Source organism: Kiloniellales bacterium, assembly GCA_030064845.1.
In the GTDB taxonomy this organism is placed as follows: domain Bacteria; phylum Pseudomonadota; class Alphaproteobacteria; order Kiloniellales; family JAKSDN01; genus JASJEC01.
Genome location: JASJEC010000083.1, coordinates 1 through 18,016 on the forward strand (window position 1 = coordinate 1; position 18,016 = coordinate 18,016).

Annotated in this window: 18 protein-coding genes; 9 read left to right on the forward strand and 9 right to left on the reverse strand. The window is 66.1% G+C overall.

Going from position 1 to position 18,016, the window contains the following annotated elements:
* The 3 genes from QNJ67_20435 to QNJ67_20445 form a co-directional block, all read right to left on the reverse strand.
* A partial coding sequence (locus QNJ67_20435) for a thiamine pyrophosphate-binding protein (protein ID MDJ0611354.1) occupies positions 1 to 187 on the reverse strand: 187 nt, incomplete at its 3' end.
* 83 nt (positions 188 to 270) lie between these two features.
* Complete coding sequence (locus QNJ67_20440; protein MDJ0611355.1) at positions 271 to 1,806, reverse strand: tripartite tricarboxylate transporter permease; 1,536 nt, start codon at positions 1,804 to 1,806, stop codon at positions 271 to 273.
* Positions 1,807 to 1,912: 106 nt separating this feature from the next.
* Positions 1,913 to 2,410, reverse strand: a complete 498-nt coding sequence (locus tag QNJ67_20445) for a tripartite tricarboxylate transporter TctB family protein (protein MDJ0611356.1) — start codon at positions 2,408 to 2,410, stop codon at positions 1,913 to 1,915.
* A gap of 489 nt (positions 2,411 to 2,899) precedes the next feature.
* On the opposite strand from QNJ67_20445, the gene QNJ67_20450 reads away from it, so the two are divergent.
* Together QNJ67_20450 and QNJ67_20455 are read left to right on the forward strand one after the other, a co-directional pair.
* On the forward strand, positions 2,900 to 3,733 hold the full coding sequence (locus QNJ67_20450) for a universal stress protein (protein ID MDJ0611357.1): 834 nt from the start codon (positions 2,900 to 2,902) through the stop codon (positions 3,731 to 3,733).
* A 41-nt stretch (positions 3,734 to 3,774) separates the two neighbouring features.
* Positions 3,775 to 4,239: a flavodoxin family protein gene (locus QNJ67_20455; GenBank protein MDJ0611358.1), complete on the forward strand. Its 465-nt coding sequence runs from the start codon at positions 3,775 to 3,777 to the stop codon at positions 4,237 to 4,239.
* Between the two features lie 133 nt (positions 4,240 to 4,372).
* Here QNJ67_20455 and QNJ67_20460 read toward each other — a convergent pair whose 3' ends face one another.
* The 4 genes from QNJ67_20460 to QNJ67_20475 all read right to left on the reverse strand — a co-directional run bounded on the left by QNJ67_20460 (position 4,373) and on the right by QNJ67_20475 (position 8,348).
* Positions 4,373 to 5,143, reverse strand: coding sequence for an IclR family transcriptional regulator (locus tag QNJ67_20460; protein MDJ0611359.1), 771 nt, complete (start codon positions 5,141 to 5,143; stop codon positions 4,373 to 4,375).
* Positions 5,144 to 5,184: 41 nt separating this feature from the next.
* Complete coding sequence (locus tag QNJ67_20465) at positions 5,185 to 6,504, reverse strand: TRAP transporter large permease subunit (GenBank protein ID MDJ0611360.1); 1,320 nt, start codon at positions 6,502 to 6,504, stop codon at positions 5,185 to 5,187.
* A gap of 18 nt (positions 6,505 to 6,522) precedes the next feature.
* Entirely contained in the window at positions 6,523 to 7,134 is a 612-nt protein-coding gene (locus tag QNJ67_20470) for a TRAP transporter small permease subunit (GenBank protein MDJ0611361.1), read from the reverse strand.
* Positions 7,135 to 7,238: 104 nt separating this feature from the next.
* Positions 7,239 to 8,348, reverse strand: a complete 1,110-nt coding sequence (locus tag QNJ67_20475) for a TRAP transporter substrate-binding protein (GenBank protein MDJ0611362.1) — start codon at positions 8,346 to 8,348, stop codon at positions 7,239 to 7,241.
* Positions 8,349 to 8,638: 290 nt separating this feature from the next.
* Between QNJ67_20475 and QNJ67_20480 the strand changes: the two genes are divergently transcribed.
* Positions 8,639 to 10,252: a choline dehydrogenase gene (locus tag QNJ67_20480; protein MDJ0611363.1), complete on the forward strand. Its 1,614-nt coding sequence runs from the start codon at positions 8,639 to 8,641 to the stop codon at positions 10,250 to 10,252.
* A gap of 67 nt (positions 10,253 to 10,319) precedes the next feature.
* Positions 10,320 to 10,949, forward strand: coding sequence for a TerC family protein (locus tag QNJ67_20485; GenBank protein ID MDJ0611364.1), 630 nt, complete (start codon positions 10,320 to 10,322; stop codon positions 10,947 to 10,949).
* A gap of 30 nt (positions 10,950 to 10,979) precedes the next feature.
* Here the strand turns inward: QNJ67_20485 and QNJ67_20490 are convergent, their stop codons facing one another.
* Entirely contained in the window at positions 10,980 to 11,378 is a 399-nt protein-coding gene (locus QNJ67_20490) for a hypothetical protein (protein MDJ0611365.1), read from the reverse strand.
* Positions 11,379 to 11,585: 207 nt separating this feature from the next.
* Between QNJ67_20490 and QNJ67_20495 the strand changes: the two genes are divergently transcribed.
* The 5 genes from QNJ67_20495 (at position 11,586) to QNJ67_20515 (ending at position 16,999) form a co-directional block, all read left to right on the forward strand.
* Complete coding sequence (locus QNJ67_20495) at positions 11,586 to 12,668, forward strand: ABC transporter substrate-binding protein (protein ID MDJ0611366.1); 1,083 nt, start codon at positions 11,586 to 11,588, stop codon at positions 12,666 to 12,668.
* Positions 12,669 to 12,741: 73 nt separating this feature from the next.
* Positions 12,742 to 13,836 carry an ABC transporter ATP-binding protein gene (locus QNJ67_20500; protein ID MDJ0611367.1) on the forward strand — a complete coding sequence of 365 codons (1,095 nt, stop codon included), beginning with the start codon at positions 12,742 to 12,744 and terminating at the stop codon, positions 13,834 to 13,836.
* A gap of 4 nt (positions 13,837 to 13,840) precedes the next feature.
* The gene (locus tag QNJ67_20505) at positions 13,841 to 14,767 is read left to right on the forward strand and encodes an ABC transporter permease (GenBank protein ID MDJ0611368.1); all 927 of its coding nucleotides are present in this window, start codon (positions 13,841 to 13,843) and stop codon (positions 14,765 to 14,767) included.
* Entirely contained in the window at positions 14,767 to 15,597 is an 831-nt protein-coding gene (locus QNJ67_20510) for an ABC transporter permease (protein MDJ0611369.1), read from the forward strand. The genes QNJ67_20505 and QNJ67_20510 overlap by 1 nt, the downstream gene beginning before the upstream one ends.
* Before the next feature lie 148 nt (positions 15,598 to 15,745).
* Positions 15,746 to 16,999, forward strand: coding sequence for a M20/M25/M40 family metallo-hydrolase (locus QNJ67_20515; GenBank protein ID MDJ0611370.1), 1,254 nt, complete (start codon positions 15,746 to 15,748; stop codon positions 16,997 to 16,999).
* Here QNJ67_20515 and QNJ67_20520 read toward each other — a convergent pair.
* On the reverse strand, positions 16,981 to 17,907 hold the full coding sequence (locus tag QNJ67_20520) for a DMT family transporter (protein MDJ0611371.1): 927 nt from the start codon (positions 17,905 to 17,907) through the stop codon (positions 16,981 to 16,983). The two genes, QNJ67_20515 and QNJ67_20520, sit on opposite strands and share 19 nt — an antisense overlap.
* Positions 17,908 to 18,016: the final 109 nt, after the last annotated feature.

The window sequence follows — 18,016 nt, forward strand, 5'->3', positions numbered from 1 at the left end:
GAACGTCGACAATCCGGATCCCCTCGTCGATGCAGCCGTCGTAAATGTCGATGATGTGCCCGCCGCAAAGCGTGAAAACTGTGTCCACGCCCTCGTTCTTAAGCGACTTCGCAACAAGATGACCGCCAGACAAAACATCGCCGGAACGATCCTTCCGCGCCAGGGTATCGCTCGCTGTATCCGACATGGGTTTCGCTCCTGATCTCGCATTTTCAGTATCGCATCGGGCCGGCGGTCCGGGCCCCGGCAGCTGGGGACGGGCCTGCTGTCTCAGCTGCCGCTGGTTTCCTTGGCTTCGGGCTTCTCCTTGCGGAACGCCCTGAGGATCGGCTTCAAAGCCGGCAGCAGGAGCAGGATCAGCGCGATAATGGTGATCGGGCCGGCGATCGGCCGGTTGACGAAGACCATGAAGTCGCCGTTGGCGATCAGCAGCGACTGGCGCAGGGCCGGCTCAGCGATCGGGCCGAGCACGATGGCGAGCACCGCCGGGGCCAGCGGGTAGTCGAGCTTTCTCAAGAGATAGCCGCCGACGCCGAAGACCAGCATGAGCCAGACGTCGTGCATGTCCTGGGTCGGGGCGTAGCCGCCGACCAGGCAGAGCACGAAGATGCAGGCCGCCAGGATGGTGAAGGGCATCTTCAGGACCCAGAGGAAGGCCGGGATGAAGGCGATGTTGATCAAGACGGCGAAGAAGTTGGCGGCGTAGAGGCTGGCGATCAGGCCCCAGACGAACTCGGTCTGGTCGACGAACAGCATGGGGCCCGGCACGAGGCCCCAGATCACCATGCCGCCGAGCAGGATCGCGGTTGTCGGCGAGCCGGGAATGCCGAGCGTCAGCATGGGCAGCATGGAGCCCGTGGAGGCCGAGTTGTTGGCCGCTTCCGGCGCGACCACGCCCGAGATTTCGCCCTTGCCGTAGTTGTCCGAGTTCCGCGACGTCATCTTGGCGACGCCGTAGGACATCAGCGATCCCGGTGTCGCGCCGGCGGCCGGCAGGATGCCCACGAAGAAGCCGAGGAAGGAGCCGATCGCGGCCGCCTTCCAGGTGGTCAGCAGCTCCTTCAGGTTCTGCATGATGCGGTCGACCGTGACGACCGCCTTGGACATGCTGATGTCGCCGCGGGTGTTGTCGATGGTCCACATCATCTCGCCGATGCCGTAGATGCCGATGGCCAGGACCAGGAAGTTGATGCCGTGCAGGAAGCCGGGGAAGGGGCCGTCGATGCCGCCGAAGATCAGGCGCGGCTCGCCGCTCATGATGTCCATGCCGACCGCGCTGAACACCAGGCCGATGCAGATCGAGAAGAGCGTCTTGGGGATATCGTCTCCGCCGAGACCGATGAAGGTGGCGAAAGCGAGCAGCATGAGCGCGAAGATCTCCGGGTCGCCGAAGTCGAGGGCGACATGGGCCAGCGCCGGCGCGAACCCGGTGAACAGCATGATCGAGACGGTGCCGCCGAAGAAGGACGCCAGCGCCGCGGCGACCAGGGCTTTGTCGGCGTTGCCGCTAAGCGCCAGCGGCCGGCCATCGAAGGTCGTGGCGACCGCCGTGGAGGCGCCGGGAATGCCCAGCATGATCGAGCTGATGGCGCCGCCGTACATGGCGCCGTAGTAGATCGCGGCCAAGAAGATCATTGCCGAGGTCGGGGGAACCAGGAAGGTCATCGGCAGGAGAATGGCCACGCCGTTCACGGAGCCCAGTCCCGGCATCGCGCCGATGAACAGGCCGACCGTGACGCCGATCACCACGAGGGCCAGGTTGAGCGGCTCAAAAGCAATCAAAAAGCCGTCCAAAAGAAACGACATTATCTCCATGGTGCTTCCCCGTGTCTCCCTAGCGAGAGGCTGGCCGGCCGACGACGGCGCCTCTCTTCTTTGCGATCAAGTTTTCCCAGACAGTTCCCGGGCCGGTTCACAGGAAGATGTCGTAGAGCGGCAGAAACAGCGGCTCGAGATAGCCCTTCGGCAGGACGATCCGCATCGCCACGTCGAAGAAGAAGAAGATGACGACCGGTGCCGACAGCGCGATGGCGAGCGTGACCGGCCAGGCGTGCTGACCGAGCAGTCGCAGGTAATAGATGAGAAAGATCGGTATCGCGCCGTACATGCCGACAACGTGCACCATGGCGATCAGTCCGGTGACCCCGCCGCCCACCAGCAGGAACATCTTGCGCGCCGTCGAGTCCATGTAGGGCTCGATCGACCGGGATGGCGGCGAGCTGCGCCGCACCCAGTTGACGATGATCCATATGCAGCAGACCAGCATGATGGCCGCGAGCCAGAACGGCCAAGCACCGCCGCCAGGGCCTTCGTCCTCGATCCAGCCGATCTCCAGCTCGGCGCTCTTCCACATCAGGTAGATGGAAAACAACGCCAGGATGATGGCCGTCACCAGTTCCGCACGTCTCATAATGTCGCCCCTCCCCAAGAGCCTCGCTGTCGTTAGCGGCTCATCGCTGGTGCGCGCACCCCGGTCCGCTGCGCCCCCGGGGCGGAAATGTCGCTGGTTTTCGATTGCTGCAACGCGCGTCTCCCGTGTATCGCTTTTCTTGCGGCAAGGGACGCCTTCGGTTCGGGACAGCGGCGCCTTGCCGGACATTTGCTGTGCGAGATTGGTCGCTTGGTATCTGGTATACCACCTCTCTCGAAGAGTTCCATAGCTTTTTTTGAGAAGTCGCGCGCGGCCGGACGGGAGACGCGCCACGCCTTACCGGACTCGACAAGAAGCGGGCCCTGGCATATGGTATACCAGTACTCATGTCGCAGCGCGGCACGCCTCGAAGCGAGCCGCTGAAAGCGCCGGCGCCGGATCTCCGCGCTGCCGCGCGCAACAACGGGCGGAGAGCGGCGGCGCATCTCGCTGCTTCCGCCAGGGCAGCACGCCCAGGGGGAGCACGCCATGGCCATCAAGGACATCGCCATCTGCTACAACGGCAGCGACAACGCCGACGCCGCGCTCAAGTTCGCGGTGCAGATGAGCAAGAAGTACGACGCCGCGCTCACCGGCGTCTACGTCAAGGCGCCGGTCCAGTTCGAGGGCCGCTACGAGCAGTGGATCTCGAAGGACGTGCTCGACAACCTGCGCGCTGCCGAGCAGGGAGTCAGCAAGGAGATCGAAGAGAGCTTCCGCCAGAAGGCGGCGGCCGAGGCCTTCGACGGTCCGCTCGACTGGCTGTTCGAGGAGGGGCCGCCGAACGATCTCCTGGCCCGCTCGGCGCGCTATTTCGACCTTCTCCTGATCGGCCAGTTCTCCGACCCGGACAACGCCAAGCGGCACGTGCGCGCCGAGGACATCGTGCTGCGCTCGGGCAAGCCGCTCATCGTCGTGCCCAACGGCTACAAGGTCCGCCCGTTCAAGGAGTATGCCGTCGTCGCCTGGGACGGCAGCCGCCCCGCGGCGCGCGCCCTGACCGACGCCATGCAGATCCTGGAGACCAAGCAGCGGCTCGACGTGGTGACGATCGGCGGCGACGGCGTCAAGGGCCACAGGCTGCCGGCCGACCCCGGGATCGTGCGCCACCTCGAGCGCCACGGCATCAACGCGCAGCAGGTCACGCTGACCGCCAAACGAGACGGTGCTGCGGCGACCATTTTGAACTACTGCGCGGAGAACGACCCCGACGTGCTGGTCATGGGCGCCCTCGGTCACGCCCGGCTGCGCACCGACCTCTTCGGCAGCCTGACCCGCCACATCCTGCGTCACATGAACGTGCCGGTCCTGATGGCGCACTGATTTGCGCTGCGCGCGCCGCGCCCCCGGTGTAAGGGAGGGGCATGGCCAAGGAACTCCTCATCGTCGCCCACGCGCCCTCGGACAATACGCTGAAGCTCCGTGACGCCATCCTGCGCGGCGCGCGGCACCCGGACATCGAGGACGTGTCGGTAAGGGCGCTCTCGCCCTTCGATGCCGGTCCGGACGACGTCAAGGCGGCCCAGGCGATAATCCTCGGCACGACGGAGAATCTCGGCTACATGAGCGGCGCCCTGAAGGACTTCTTCGACCGGGTCTACTACCCCTGCCTGGAAGAGACCCAGGGACGCCCCTACGCGCTCTACGTTCGCGCCGGCCACGACGGCACGGGGACCCGGCGCGCCGTCGAATCCATCGTCACCGGTCTGCGCTGGCGCGCGGTCAGCGAGCCCCTGATCTGCCGCGGCGCCTTCCAGGACGGCTTCGTCACCGACTGCGAGGAACTGGGGACCCTGGTCGCCGCTGGCCTCGACGCCGGCGTGTTCTAGAGCAGATCGCGATTGAATGGACTCGCCCGGCGCGATCCATTCAATCGCGTGAATCTGCTCTAACTCTTGGATATAGAGCGGATTCACATGTTTGGTCGGAACCATAAGTGGTTCCGACCAAACATGATCCGCTCTAGCTTTCGGGCGAGTCGGACAGCGCCTGCGCCGCCGCCTGCAGCCGGGGCAGGGCGTTTCGCGCCGCCCCCAGATCCATGCGCACCTTCGGCGCGTGGAACGCCAAGGCCGCCACCATGCGCCCCTCGGCATCGGTGATCGGAACGGCGACGGCGACCATGCCCTCGATGAACTCCTCGTCGTCCGTGCCGACGCTCTCGCGCCGGATGGTGGCGAGATTGTCCAGCAGGGCGTCCGGCCCGGTGATCGTTCTTTCGGTGTGCCGCTTCAGCGGCAGGACCGCCAGCAAGCGCGCCAGGTTCGACTCGGTAAGGCGGCTGAGATAGAGCTTGCCTCCAGCGGTGCAGTGCAGGGGCACCCTGGTTCCGATCGGCAGGCGGTGGCGCAGAGGCCACTCGGTCTCGACCCGGTCGAGGTAGACCATGGCGTCGCCGTCGGGAACCGAGATATTGCAGGTCTCGCCGATCTCGCGGGACAGCGCGGCCAGCACCGAGTGGCGGAAGCCGCGCTCGCTGGTCGCGGCCAGGGCGGACCTGGCGAGCCGCGTCAGCCGGGCGCCCTGTTCAAGGCCCCGTCCGCGCGGGCCGCTCTGCAGGTAGCCCTCCCGTTCCAGCAATCCGACGATTCGGTGCAGGCTGGCGCGCGGCAGGCCCGTGACCTCGGCGATCTCGGTCACCGACATCGGCTGGCCCGCCGCGACAACGGCCTCGATCACCTTGAGCACGCGGGTCGAGCGGGACCCCTTCGACTCTTCGTCAGGCTCGGCCAAGGGAACGGCTCCCGACGCGGAGGTTCATCGGACGTCCCGGTTCAATTGCCATAGATGACGCCGGGCAACCACAGGGCGATCTGCGGGAAGACCATGATCATAATGAGCCCAATGAGCTGCAGCACCATGAACTGCATCATGCCGAGGTAGATGTCCTTCAGGTCCCACTCGGGCACCACGCCCTTGAGGAAATAGGCGGAGAGCGCGACCGGTGGCGAGAGCCAGGCGGTCTGCAGGTTGACCGCCACCAGGATGCCGAACCAGGTCAGGTTGAAGCCAAGCTGATCGACCAGGGGCAGCAGGATCGGAATGATGATCAGCACGATCGGCACCCACTCCAAGGGCCAACCGAGCAGGAAGATCAGTGCCATGATCATGATCAGGATGACCATGCGGTTGAGCTCGAGGTCGAGCAGGAACTCGGTCAGCATGGTCGGTGTGCCGAGCCGCGAGAAGACCGCGCCGAAAAAGTTCGAGGCGGCCACGAGGATCAGGATAAGGGCCGAGATTTCGAGCGTCTTGACCAGGGCGTCGAACAGCCTCTTGGGCGTCAGCTTGCCGTAGGCGAGCGCCAGCAGCATGGCCCCGGCCGCGCCGCAGGCCGCGCCCTCGGTCGGCGTCGCCAGGCCGAACATGATGCTGCCGAGCGCCGAGAACACCAGCAGGGATGGCGGCACCAGCCCGAGCAGGAACTCGATCCAGACTTCCCGCATGCTCTCGGCCCGCTGGTCCTCCGGCAGCGGCGGGCCGAGCTCGGGATTGAGCGCGCAGCGCACCAGCGCATAGCCGGTATAGATCAGGGCGAGCAGGATGCCGGGCACCACCGCGGCCGCGAAGAGGTCGGTCACCGGCACTTCGAGCACCGGGCCCATCACCACGAGCATGATGCTGGGCGGAATCAGGATGCCCAGCGTGCCGCCGGCCGTGATCGTGCCGGCCGCCAGCTTCACGTCGTAGTTCGAGCGGTTCATGGTCTTGGCCGCCATGATTCCGAGGATGGTGACCGAAGCGCCGACGATGCCGGTGGCCGCGGCGAAGATCGTCGAGACGAAGAGCACGGCGACGTAGAGCGAGCCGCGCACCCGCGCCAGCATGAGCTGGACCGCCTGGAATAACCGTTCCATCAGCCCGGCCTGCTCCATCAGGATGCCCATGAAGACGAAGAGCGGGACGGCCGCCAGCGTCTGCTCCAGCATGACCGAGGAGAACTGGAAGGTCATGAGATAGAAGACCAGTTCGCCGAAGCCGAGGTAGCCGAAGACGAAGCCGAGGAAGATCAATGTGAAGGAGATCGGGAAGCCGACGAAGATCGCCAGCAGCATGACGCCGATCAGGACCAGGCCGAGGGTTTCGTTTTCCATCTTTCGTTCCGGTCCGGACTAGGGCCAGCGGCCGCGGGTCGCGGCGTAATAGCTCTTTAGCAGCTCCGAGACGCCCTGGATCAGCAGCAGCAGGATGCCGAGCGGCAGGGCCGTCTTGATCGGGCCCATGTAGGGCATCCAGGCGGTGTCCATGCCGCGTTCGCCCCGCAGCCACGAGAGGTAGGCAAAATCGAGCGAGGACCAGAGGAACATCAGCAGGCCGGGAAAGTAGAACAGCAGGTAGAGCGCCGCGTCGATCCGTCCCTGGGTTCGTGCGGTCCAGGTGCGGTAGAGGAAGTCGGCCCGGATGTGCACGCCCTTGGAGAGCGCGTAGCCGGCGCCCAGCATGAAGAGGGCGCCGTAGAAGAAACGGCTCAGGTCGTAGGCCCACATGGTCGGGGCCACGAAGGCGTAGCGCGCGATGACCTCGTAGACCATGACGAAGCAGAGCGGCAGGGTCAGCAGGCAGATCAGGCGCCCGCTCCACAGACTGAAGCTGTCGATTACGGTTATGGTGCGCGCCATCCAGGACGGCATGTCGGGGGGCAACGCGCCCGGCGCACCGCCGCGGCGCTCGGCGATCAGCTCGTCGGTGATGTCCAGTTCGCCGGGATTCGGTTCGTCTGCCATTCAGGGATTTCGATCTTGGTCCGGCCCGCGCCGCGGCGCCGGGCAGGCGCGGGGCCGGTCGTGGAGACCAGCCCCGCTTTCTCTGCGGTCGGAGAGAAGAAGGACTACTTCTTGCTCTTGGCGTATGCCATGCCCAGGTTGGCGTTCGACGTCTGGGCGCCGGCCCAGAAGGGCACCGCCACGTCGGCGAAGGCCTTCTGCGAGTCCCAGACCTTCTTGAAGAAGGCGTTCTCGGCCGCGTTTTTCTCCAGGCTGGCCTTCGCCGCCTCCATGTACTCCGTGAAGTAGTCGGCCGGCGTGTCGTGCAGCTGGACACCGTGATTCTCGGTCAGGTCCTTGAGTGCCTTGCCGTTCTCGTAGATCCGGTAGCTCAGCGAACGGATTAGCGAGGCGTCGGCGGCGACTTCCATGGCCTTCTTCTGATGGTCGCTCAGCTTGTTCCAGACGTCGCCGTTGATGTAGATGTCCGCGTTGACCACAACCTGGTGCAGCCCCTGCAGATAGTAGTGCTTCAGCACCTTCTGGAAGCCGAACACGCTGTCGGGCTTGGGGCAGCACCACTCGGCCGCGTCGATCACGCCCTTCTCCAGGGCTGGCAGGATGTCGCCGCCGCCCATGGCGACCGCGGCCACGCCGATGTCCTTGTAGGTCTGGCCGGGAATGCCCGGAGGCGTGCGGAAGCGGTACTTGCGGAAGTCCTCCATCGAGGCGATCGGCTCCTTGAACCAGCCGAGCGCTTCCGGACCGACCGGCTGCAGCATGAGGCCCTTGACGTTCATGCCCATCTCTTTCCAGAGCTCGTCGTAGAGCTCGCGGCCGCCGCCGTACATGAACCAGGAAACCCAGGCGATGTTGTCGATGCCGACGCCGGCGCCGGCGACCGGCGAGCCGAACAGCATGGCCGCCGGGTGATAGCCGGACCAGTAGTGGGTCCAGGCGAAGCCGCCCTCGATCAGGCCCTTGTCGACCGCCTCGAGGGTCTCCTTGACGCCGACCACGGCGCCGGCCGGCAGAACCTCGATCTCGACCTCGCCGTTGGTCAGCGCGGAAACGTTGGCCGCGAAGTCGTTGAGCATGACGACTTCGTCCGCCTTGCTGGGAATAACGGACTGGATGCGGATCTTGGTCTTTGCCTCGGCGACGCCTGGCGCGGACAGCGTGGCCGCGAGAGCCACGGCGGCCAGGCCGGCCATGCAGTTCTTGAACTCGAACATTAAACGAACCTCCCTAGAGCTTGTTGTTTGGGGTTACCACGACCCTTGGATGCGCAGAACGGCCGGAAACCCGGCGCTTTCCACGATCGCTTCTTGAGTCATTACAACGGAAAAGCCGGCAGCACGAAACGCCTAAAGCGGCCGTCGGCGACTTCCCTGATCACGGCTCCAGCCTCCCGATCTGCGTGCCGCGCACTTGATGTCTCGTTATTGAGATCTATTTGTCCCATTATTGCAGAACAAACGCGGCCCTGCAACGGCGCCGCTAAACGGGGGGACGATCGCCAGCCGTGACGGGGCAGCCGGACCAATTCGATTACATCATCGTTGGGGCGGGTTCGGCCGGCTGCGTACTGGCGAACCGGCTATCGGCCGACGCGGAGCGCCGGGTCCTGCTCCTGGAGGCCGGCGGGACCGACTGGTACCCCTGGATCCACGTCCCGGTCGGCTACTTCAAGACGATCCACAACCCGCTCACCGACTGGTGCTACCGGACCGAGCCCGACCCGGGGCTCGGCGGCCGCGCCCTGCAGTGGCCGCGCGGCCGGGTGCTCGGCGGCTCGAGCTCGATCAATGGGCTGCTCTATATCCGCGGGCAGGCGCGGGACTATGACCAGTGGCGCCAGATGGGCAACGCCGGCTGGGGCTTCGACGACGTCCTGCCCTACTTCAAGCGATCGGAGGACCAGGAGCGCGGTGCCGACGACTACCACGGCGCCGGCGGTCCGCTGGCCGTCTCGGAGCTGCGCTTCACGCTGCCGCTCTGCGACGCGGTGATCGACGCCGCCGAGGAGCTCGGGATCCCGCGCCGCGACGACTTCAACGGCGCCGATCAAGAGGGCGCGGGATACTTCCAGCTGACCGCGCGGCGCGGCCTGCGCTGCAGCTCGGCGGCCGCCTTCCTGAGACCGGTCCGCGCCCGCCCGAACCTGGAGGTCCGGACCCACGCGCAGGCCGAGCGGCTGCTGATCGAGGACGGCCGGGTCGTCGGCCTGCGCTACCGGGTCAAGGGCGCGCCTCGGGAATCCCGCTGCCGGGGCGAGGTGATCCTCTCCGCCGGCGCCATCGGCTCGCCGCAGATTCTGCTCGCATCGGGCGTCGGACCGGGTGAAGCGCTCAGCGACCTCGGGATCGAGGTCCGCCGCGCGCTGCCGGGTGTCGGCGAGAACCTCCAAGACCACCTGCAGCTGCGCGCGGTCTACAAGACCCGGCGGCCGATCACGCTGAACGACAGGCTGCGCAATCCGCTGCGGAAGGCGATGATGGGCCTGGAGTACGCCCTGTTCCGCTCGGGGCCCCTCGCCATGGGCGCGAGCCAGGTCTGCATCTTCGCGAGATCGCGCAAAGGCCTGGAGACACCCGATATCCAATACCACGTCCAGCCGTGGAGCGCGGACTCGCCGGGCGAGGGGACTCACCGCTTCTCCGCCTTCACCATGTCGGTCTGCCAGCTGCGTCCGGAAAGCCGCGGCCGGATCCGTCTGAAGTCGCCGGACCCGAACGAGGCGCCGGCGATCGAACCCAATTACCTCTCGACCGAGACCGACCGGCGCGTGGCTGTCGACTCGATCAAGCACACCCGGGACCTGATCGGTACCCGCGCCTTGTCGCCCCTTGTCGCCGAGGAATTCCGGCCCGGCCCCGCGGCGCGCAGCGACGAGGAGATCCTGCATGCCGCCAGGGCGATCTCCCAGACGATCTACCACCCGGTGGGGACGTGCAAGATGGGCGCCGATCCCCTCGCCGTGGTGGACGAGCGCCTGCGCGTTCACGGCCTGCGCGGCCTCAGGGTGGCCGACGCCTCGATCATGCCGACGATCCCCTCCGGAAACACCAACGCGCCGACCATCATGATCGGCGAAAAGGCCGCCGACATGATCCGTGAAGACGCGAGGGCGGGGTGATGGGCCGTTTCACGAGCCTCTGTTCCGGGCGTCGCCATGACCCCGTCGCCCGGGCGAGGCCCCGCCCATGATGTCGCTGGACGCCCTGATGACCTTCGACTTCGAGGCCTTCATCGCGATCGTCTTCATCGACCTCGTGATGTCGGGCGACAACGCCATCATCATCGGCATGGCCGCGGCGGGTCTGCCGCCAGATCTGCGGCGCAAGGCGATCTTCATCGGCATCGTCGCGGCGACCGGCCTGCGGATCGCGTTCTCGGCGGTCACTTACCAGCTGCTCAGCATCATCGGCCTCACCCTCGCCGGCGGAATCCTTCTGCTCTGGGTCGCCTACAAGATGTGGCGCGAGATGCACGTAGAGACCCCGGGCGACCTCGTCGACGCGGCGACCGGACAGGTGGTCGCCGGCAAGACCATGGGGGCGGCCATGACGAGCATCATCGTCGCCGACGTTTCCATGTCCCTGGACAACGTCCTGGCGGTCGCCGGCGCGGCGCACGGCGCCCCCGGCATGCTCGTCTTCGGACTGGTGCTCTCGATCGCCCTTATGGCCTTCGCCGCCAACTTCGTGGCCTCGATCCTGGAGCGCTATCGCTGGCTCGCCTATCTCGGCCTCGCAGTCGTGGCCTACGTGGCGACCGACATGATCTGGCGCGGCTCCTTCGAGGTGATGGACGCCGTTGTCGCTGTGATCTAGCGCCGCGGCACAGGCCCGGCCGACCTTGCTCTAGCCGGCCTTGGCCTTGAACTGGGCGTAGATCTTCGGCGGCGCCTGGTCGAAGTACTTGAAGAGCGCCGGGCACAGCCAGCCCTCCATGTCCAGATCCGCGCTGTAGTACCAGTTGCCGCCCATCTCTTCGCGGCGCCGCTCGAACGCGGCCTGGTAGCCCGGGAAGGGCCCGGCCGAGAAGATCAGGGTGAAGCCCTTCTCCGCGTCCGGGATGCCGGCGACCATCCGGTCGATCACGGTATCGGCGCCGGACACGAAGGGCTCCTGGACGAGCCCCGCCTTCTCGTCGTCGAAGACCCAGAGGCCCTCGTGCTTGTAGGGGTGGATGGCGATGATCGAGTTCATGGGGTCATGGGATCCCGGCCCGTGCGTGATGAAGTGCTCGCTCGCCGTCAAGAAATCGCGTCTCGATTGATGAACCGCAAGGCTGTTCCTTCCTGCCGCCCGCCCGCCGTCCGCGAAGCGCCAGTAAACTACTGTTGCTCCGAAGAAACCTGACGTAAGCTAACCGCAAGAGGTGAAACGCCTCGTGTCGACGACGGCCGGAGGCCCAAGAAGGCCTCGCGGCTTTCGCTGTTTAAACAAAGGGATAGGGAGCCTTCCATGCAGGAATATGACACCCAACCGAAGCGGAAGCCGGGCGCCTTCCGGACTTCACTGTTCGCCACGGTCTTCGCCGCGGGCGCGTTGCTCGCCGGCGGCGCGCAGGCGGCCGATCTGACCATCGTATCCTGGGGCGGGTCCTATCAGGACGCCCAGAGCAAGGCGCTGTTCCAGCCGGTCGCCAAGGCCATGGGCCTCGAGATCGCCGAGGACTCCTACGGCGGCATTTCCGACGTGCGCCTCAAGGTCAAGGCCGGCGCGGTGAACTGGGACATCATCGACTCCGGCGCCGCCAGCGCCTCCCGCGGCGCGGTCGAAGGTCTGTTCGAGCCGCTCGACTACGACATGATCGACGTCTCCAACTTCGTGCCCGGCACCTACATGCCGCACTGCGTCGGCACCATCACCTTCTCGACGGTGGGGGCCTGGAACACCGAGACCTACGGCCAGAACGGGCCCCAGAACTGGGCCGAGTTCTGGGACACCAAGAAGTTCCCCGGCAAGCGGTCCTATCGGAACAAGGTTTCCGGCGCCCTGGAGCCGGCGATGATGGCCGACGGCGTGCCGCCGGAGAAGGTCTACGAGGAACTCGCCAAGCCCGACGGCATCGAGCGGGCGATCAACAAGATCCGCGAGCTCAAGCCGCACATCGCGGTCTGGTGGGCCTCGGGCGCGCAGCACGCCCAGCTCATGAAGGACGGCGAGGTCGACATGACGACCGGCTGGAACGGCCGCTTCGACGTGGCGATCAAGGACGGCGCCAAGGCCGCCTACACCTACAACCAGGCGCTGCTCGACTACGACTGCTTCGCCATTCCCAAGGGTGCGCCCAACAAGGACCTGGCGATGAAGTTCATCGCCGAGATGAGCAAGGCCGAATTCCAGGCCGACATGCCGAAGTACATCACCTACGGCCCGACCAACAAGGCCGCGTACGATACGGGCAAGATCGATCCGGCGGTCGCCACCATGCTGCCGTCGCACCCGGAAAACGCAAAGCTCCAGCTCGTGGCCAACCTGGATTGGTACGCCGAGTTCGAGCAGAAGGCTTCGGCGGCTTACCAGGACATGCTGACCGAGTAGTCTTTCTTTGAGTGGCCGGAGGAGGGGCGCCGGCGGCGCCGCTCCTCCCCCACAATCCGGGGAGTGGGGCACCGTGACGGGCAATTCGGGGCACGGCGGATCGCTGCCTATTACGATCCGTGGAATCACAAAGACCTATGGGCATGTCTTCGCGCTGAACGAGGTCGATCTCGACATCCGCAGCGGCGAGTTCATGACCCTGCTGGGGCCCTCGGGCTCGGGCAAGACGACGCTCCTCATGGTCCTGGCCGGCTTCACCCGGCCCGACCACGGCAGCGTTCTTTTCGGCGAGCGCGAGATCATCCGCATGCCGCCGCACCGGCGCGACGTCGGCATGGTGTTTCAGAACTACGCGCTCTTCCCTCACATGTCGGTGGCGGGCAACGTCGGGTTCCCGCTTCGGCTGCGCAAAGTCGCACCGGCGGAAATCGCCGACCGGGTCGAGCAGGCGCTCGAGATGGTCCAGCTGGGCGGCTACGGCGGGCGGCGCATCGACCAGCTGTCCGGCGGCCAGCGCCAGCGGGTCGCCTTGGCCCGCGCCATCGTCTTCGAGCCGCGCATTCTTCTGATGGACGAGCCGCTTTCGGCGCTCGACAAGAAGCTGCGCGAGCACATGCAGATCGAGCTGCGCCACCTGCACGAAAAGCTCGGCATGACCACGGTCTACGTGACCCACGACCAGCGCGAGGCGCTGACCATGTCGGACCGCATCGCGGTGATCAACCACGGCCGCGTGATGCAGCTCGACGAACCGCGCCGGATCTATGAGCAGCCGGCCAACCGTTTCGTCGCGGACTTCATCGGCGAATCGACCTTCCTGCCGATCCACATCAACGGAGGCCACGCCTACTACGCCGAGCAGCCTCTCAAGCTCGCCGAGGAACTGAACGGCGAGGTGCCGAGCCTCCTGATGCTGCGTCCGGAACGGCTTCATCTGGTGCAGGAACCGGTGGAAGAGGACGTCAACGCCTTCAAGGGGGAAGTGCGCGATCTGGTCTACCAGGGCGACTCCTTCCTGATGGTGGTCGTCCTGGCCGACGGCACGGAGGTCGGCGTGCGCGGCGTGACCCGGCGCGATTCGATGGCCGCCATGCCGGCCGAAGGCGGGTCGGTGACACTCGGCCTGCACCGGGAGGACACGGTCCTGATCACCGAAGGCGAGGGCTAGCGCCATGAGTGTCGCCATCGGCACCGCGGGCGAAGACGCGCTTACCGGGATCGAGAAGGTCAACGAGGAAGGCCTGCGTCAGGACGCGCTCCGTGAGCGCATGGCGCTCTTCGGGCTCTGCTCGCCAGCACTGATCCTGGTCATGGTCGTGATGGTGGTGCCGGTCGGATGGCTGTTCTACGTCTCCTTCCTGGCCGACGACGGCTCCTTCACCCTCGAGCACTACCAGCGCATGGTGGAGAGCAAGTCCTACGCGCGGATCTTCAGGAACACCTTCGAGGTCAGCATCCTGACCACGCTGGTCTGCATCCTGATCGGCTATCCGCTGGCCTATTTCATGTCCCAGCTGCCGCGCCGCGCGGCTGCGCTCTGCATGCTGACCGTGCTGCTGCCGTTCTGGACCTCGCTGCTGGTACGTACCTACGCGTGGCTCGTCCTGCTGCAGCGCAAGGGCCTGATCAACAACTGGGCGATCGAGCTCGGCCTCTGGGACGAGCCGATCAAGCTGGTGCATAACCTGAACGGCACCCTGATCGGCATGGTGCACATCATGCTGCCCTTCCTGATCCTGCCGGTCTACGGCGCCATGCGGGCGATCGACAAGGACTACGTCAAGGCCGCGGCCAACCTCGGGGCCGGCCCGACCCAGGCCTTCTGGCGGGTCTTCTTCCCGCTCTCCCTGCCGGGGCTCTTCGCCGGCGGGCTGATCGTCTTCGTGCTCTGTCTCGGCTTCTTCGTCACACCGGCGGTGCTGGGCGGCGGCAAGGTGATCATGGTGGCCATGCGGATCTCGACCAACATCGAGCTCTTCTTCAATTGGGGCGCGGCCTCGGCGCTCGGCGTGGTGCTGCTGGTCCTGACTCTCATCATCCTCTATCTGGCCGCGCGTCTGCTGCGCTTCGACCAGGTCATGGGCGGGGGGCACAAGTGATGCTGAGCTGGCTCAACGCCCCCGCCTCGGACACCCAGATCACCCACGGCAGCCGGCTCTGGCTCTACGTCATTGCCGGCCTGGTGATGGTCTTCCTGGTCGCGCCCTCCTTCATCGTCATCCCCATGTCCTTCTCGGACTCCCAGTATCTGGAGTTTCCGCCGCGCGAGTGGTCGTTCCGCTGGTACGAGAACTACTTCAACTCTTCCAAGTGGATGAGCGCGACCTGGACCTCGCTGAAGGTCGGTGTCCTGACGGTCTTCCTCGCGACGCCGCTCGGCGTCATGGCGGCCTACGGGCTATTCGTCTCCAACCTGCGCTCGGCCAAGTTCATCTTCATGCTGCTGATCGCGCCGATCATGGTGCCGGTGATCCTGGTCGCGATCGGCGTCTTCTACCTCTACGTCAAGCTCTCCCTGGTCAACACGATCCTGGGGCTGACCCTGGCCCACTCGATCCTGGCGATACCCCTGGTCCTGGTCGTGGTCAGCGCGGCGCTCAAGAGCTACGACATGAACCAGGAGATGGTGGCGCGCAGCCTGGGCGCCTCGCGCCTCCGCGCCTTCATGGTGATCACCCTGCCGCAGATCCGCTTCGCCGTGATCACGGCCTGCCTGCTTTCCTTTCTGACCTCCTTCGACGAGGTGATCATCGCGCTCTTCGTCTCGGGCGGGCCGAACGCGACCATCACCCGCGACATGTTCACCTCGCTGCGCGACCAGATCGATCCGACCATCGCCTCGATCTCGACCATCATGATCATCTTCTCGACCTTCCTGCTGGTGATCGCGCAGGTCTTCGGGCAGTCGAAAGAACAGAAGGAGGAGTAGGTCCAGGATCTACATTAAAATGCTGTCATGCCCGGACTTGATCCGGGCATCCAGGGTTGCCGGCTGCCCTGGATTGCCGGATCAAGTCCGGCAATGACGGAGCGGGGCGAGTAGCTTGGGTTTCGTGCGACAAGAGGAGACGGGCGCAATGAAGGATCGGGAACAACTCCTCGCCTGGATCGAGGAGGAGGAGGCCGCGATCGTTGGCTTCTTCCAGGACTTCGTCCGCGCCAAGTCGCCCAACCCGCCGGGCGACACCACGGTGGCGGTCAAGCACATCACCGACTTCCTCGAGGCCCAGGGCGCACCGCACCGCCTGGTCGATCCGCAGCCGACCATGGCCAACGTGGTCGGCACCTTCGAGGGCGGCGCGGCGGGCCGCCATCTGGTGCTCAACGGCCACATCGACGTCTTCCCGGTCAGCGCCGATCCCGAGGCCGAGGGCTGGACCCAGGACCCCTGGGGCGGCGAGCAGGTCGACGGCAAGATCTACGGCCGCGGCTCGGCCGACATGAAGTGCGGCACCAGCGCAAGCATTTGGACCTATGTCCTGCTGCACCGCATCAAGGACCGGCTGAAGGGCAAGCTGACGCTGACCTGCGTCTCCGACGAGGAGACCTTCGGGCCCTGGGGGGCGCGCTGGCTCATGGAGCACGAGCCCGAGGTGCGCGGCGACTGCTGCCTCAACGGCGAGCCCTCCAGTCCCTTCTCGGTCCGCTACGGCGAGAAGGGGCCGCTGTGGATCACCTTCACCGTGCGCACGGCCGGCACCCACGGCGCCTACACTCACGCCAGCCCCTCGGCGACCCGCATCGCGGCCGGTTTGATCCGCGACCTGGAGGCCCTCGAGGACCTGGAGTTCGACCTGCCCGACAACCTCATGCGCGCCCAGGTCGAGGGCGTGGAGGCGACGGACCGGGCGATGGGCGAGGGGGCGGCCGGGATCATGCCCAAGGTCACGCTCAACATCGGCACGATCCGGGGCGGCCTGAAGGTCAACATGGTGCCCGGGGAGTGCGTCTTCGAGGCGGACATCCGCCTGCCGGTCGGCGCCGACAAAGCGCGGATCATGGCCGAGGTCGAGAAGATCGCGGCGGCCTATCCCGAGGTCAGCTTCGTGGAGGACAACTGCAACCTGCCGTCCTACTGCGACCCCTACGGCGACATGGTCGAGATCATCCAGAACAACGTGGAACAGCTGCGCGGCTTCCGCCCGACGCCGGTGGTCAGCCTGGGCGGGACCGACGCCAGGCTCTGGCGCTACGAGAACATTCCGGCCTATGTCTATGGTCCCTTTCCGAAAGGCATGGGCTCCTTCGACGAGCACGTCCCGGTGGAGGATTTTCTCCACGTCGTCAGGACTCACGTGCTCTCGGCCTACGACTACCTGACGAGGGGCTGACCCCTGGTCCCGGCGTCGGCCTCCTTCCTGCGGACCTGCTCGCGGTGCAGGATGTAGAGCCCGCCGGCGGCGATGATGGCCGCGCCGAGCAGGGTCCAGAGGTCGGGCAGGTCGCTGAAGATCAGGTAGCCCAAGATGGTTGCCCAGATCAGGTTGGCGTAGGAGAAGGGCGCGACCACCGCGGCCGGGGCCGACTGGAAGGCCTTGATCAGAGTGAAGTGCCCGAAGCAGCCGAAGGCGCCGAGCATGACCAGCAGCAGCCAGTCCGTGCCCTCCAGGGGCACCCAGACCGCCGGCAGCGCCAGACTGGTGCCGACCGTCCCGGCGACGGCGGTGTAGAGCAGGGTCGTCAGCGGGTCGTCGGTGCCCCGCAGCCGGCGGGTGATCAGCTGGTAGCAGGCGTTGCAGAAGGCGCAGCCGAGCAGCACCAGCGCGCCGACCCCCATGACGCCCAATCCCGGACGGACGACGATCAGCGCTCCCAGGAAGCCGACGCCGACCGCCGCCCAGCGGCGCGGGCCGACCTTTTCGCCGAGGAACGGTATGGCCAGCAGGGTGACCAGGATCGGGCTGGTGAACATGATCGCGCTGGCATCCGCCAAGGGCAGAAGCCGCACGCCGATGAAGAAGAGCGCGGTCGTCGCCATCAGGAAGACCGACCGGACCAGCTGGAGCACCAGGGCGTTGCTCCGCACCAGCGAGGGCAGGCGCCGCCCGAGCAGCAGCAGGGCGAAGAGCAGATGAAAGACGAAGCGGCCCCAGACGATCTCGACGACGGGATAGCGCGCAACCAGGATCTTGGCCGTGGCGTCCAGGCTGACGAAGAAGAGGCTGGTAACCAGCATCCAGGCGATGCCGGCCCGGACATCGTCCTCCTGGGTGCGCACTGGCCGGGAAACGAGGAGCATGGCGTGACCCGCGGGCGGCCGGCGCCGCGGGAAGCGCGGCGCGGGAGCGGACGCATGCCCGCTGGTCGAGCATGCGTCGCGCGGGCGCGCTTGTCATCGAAAACCGCCT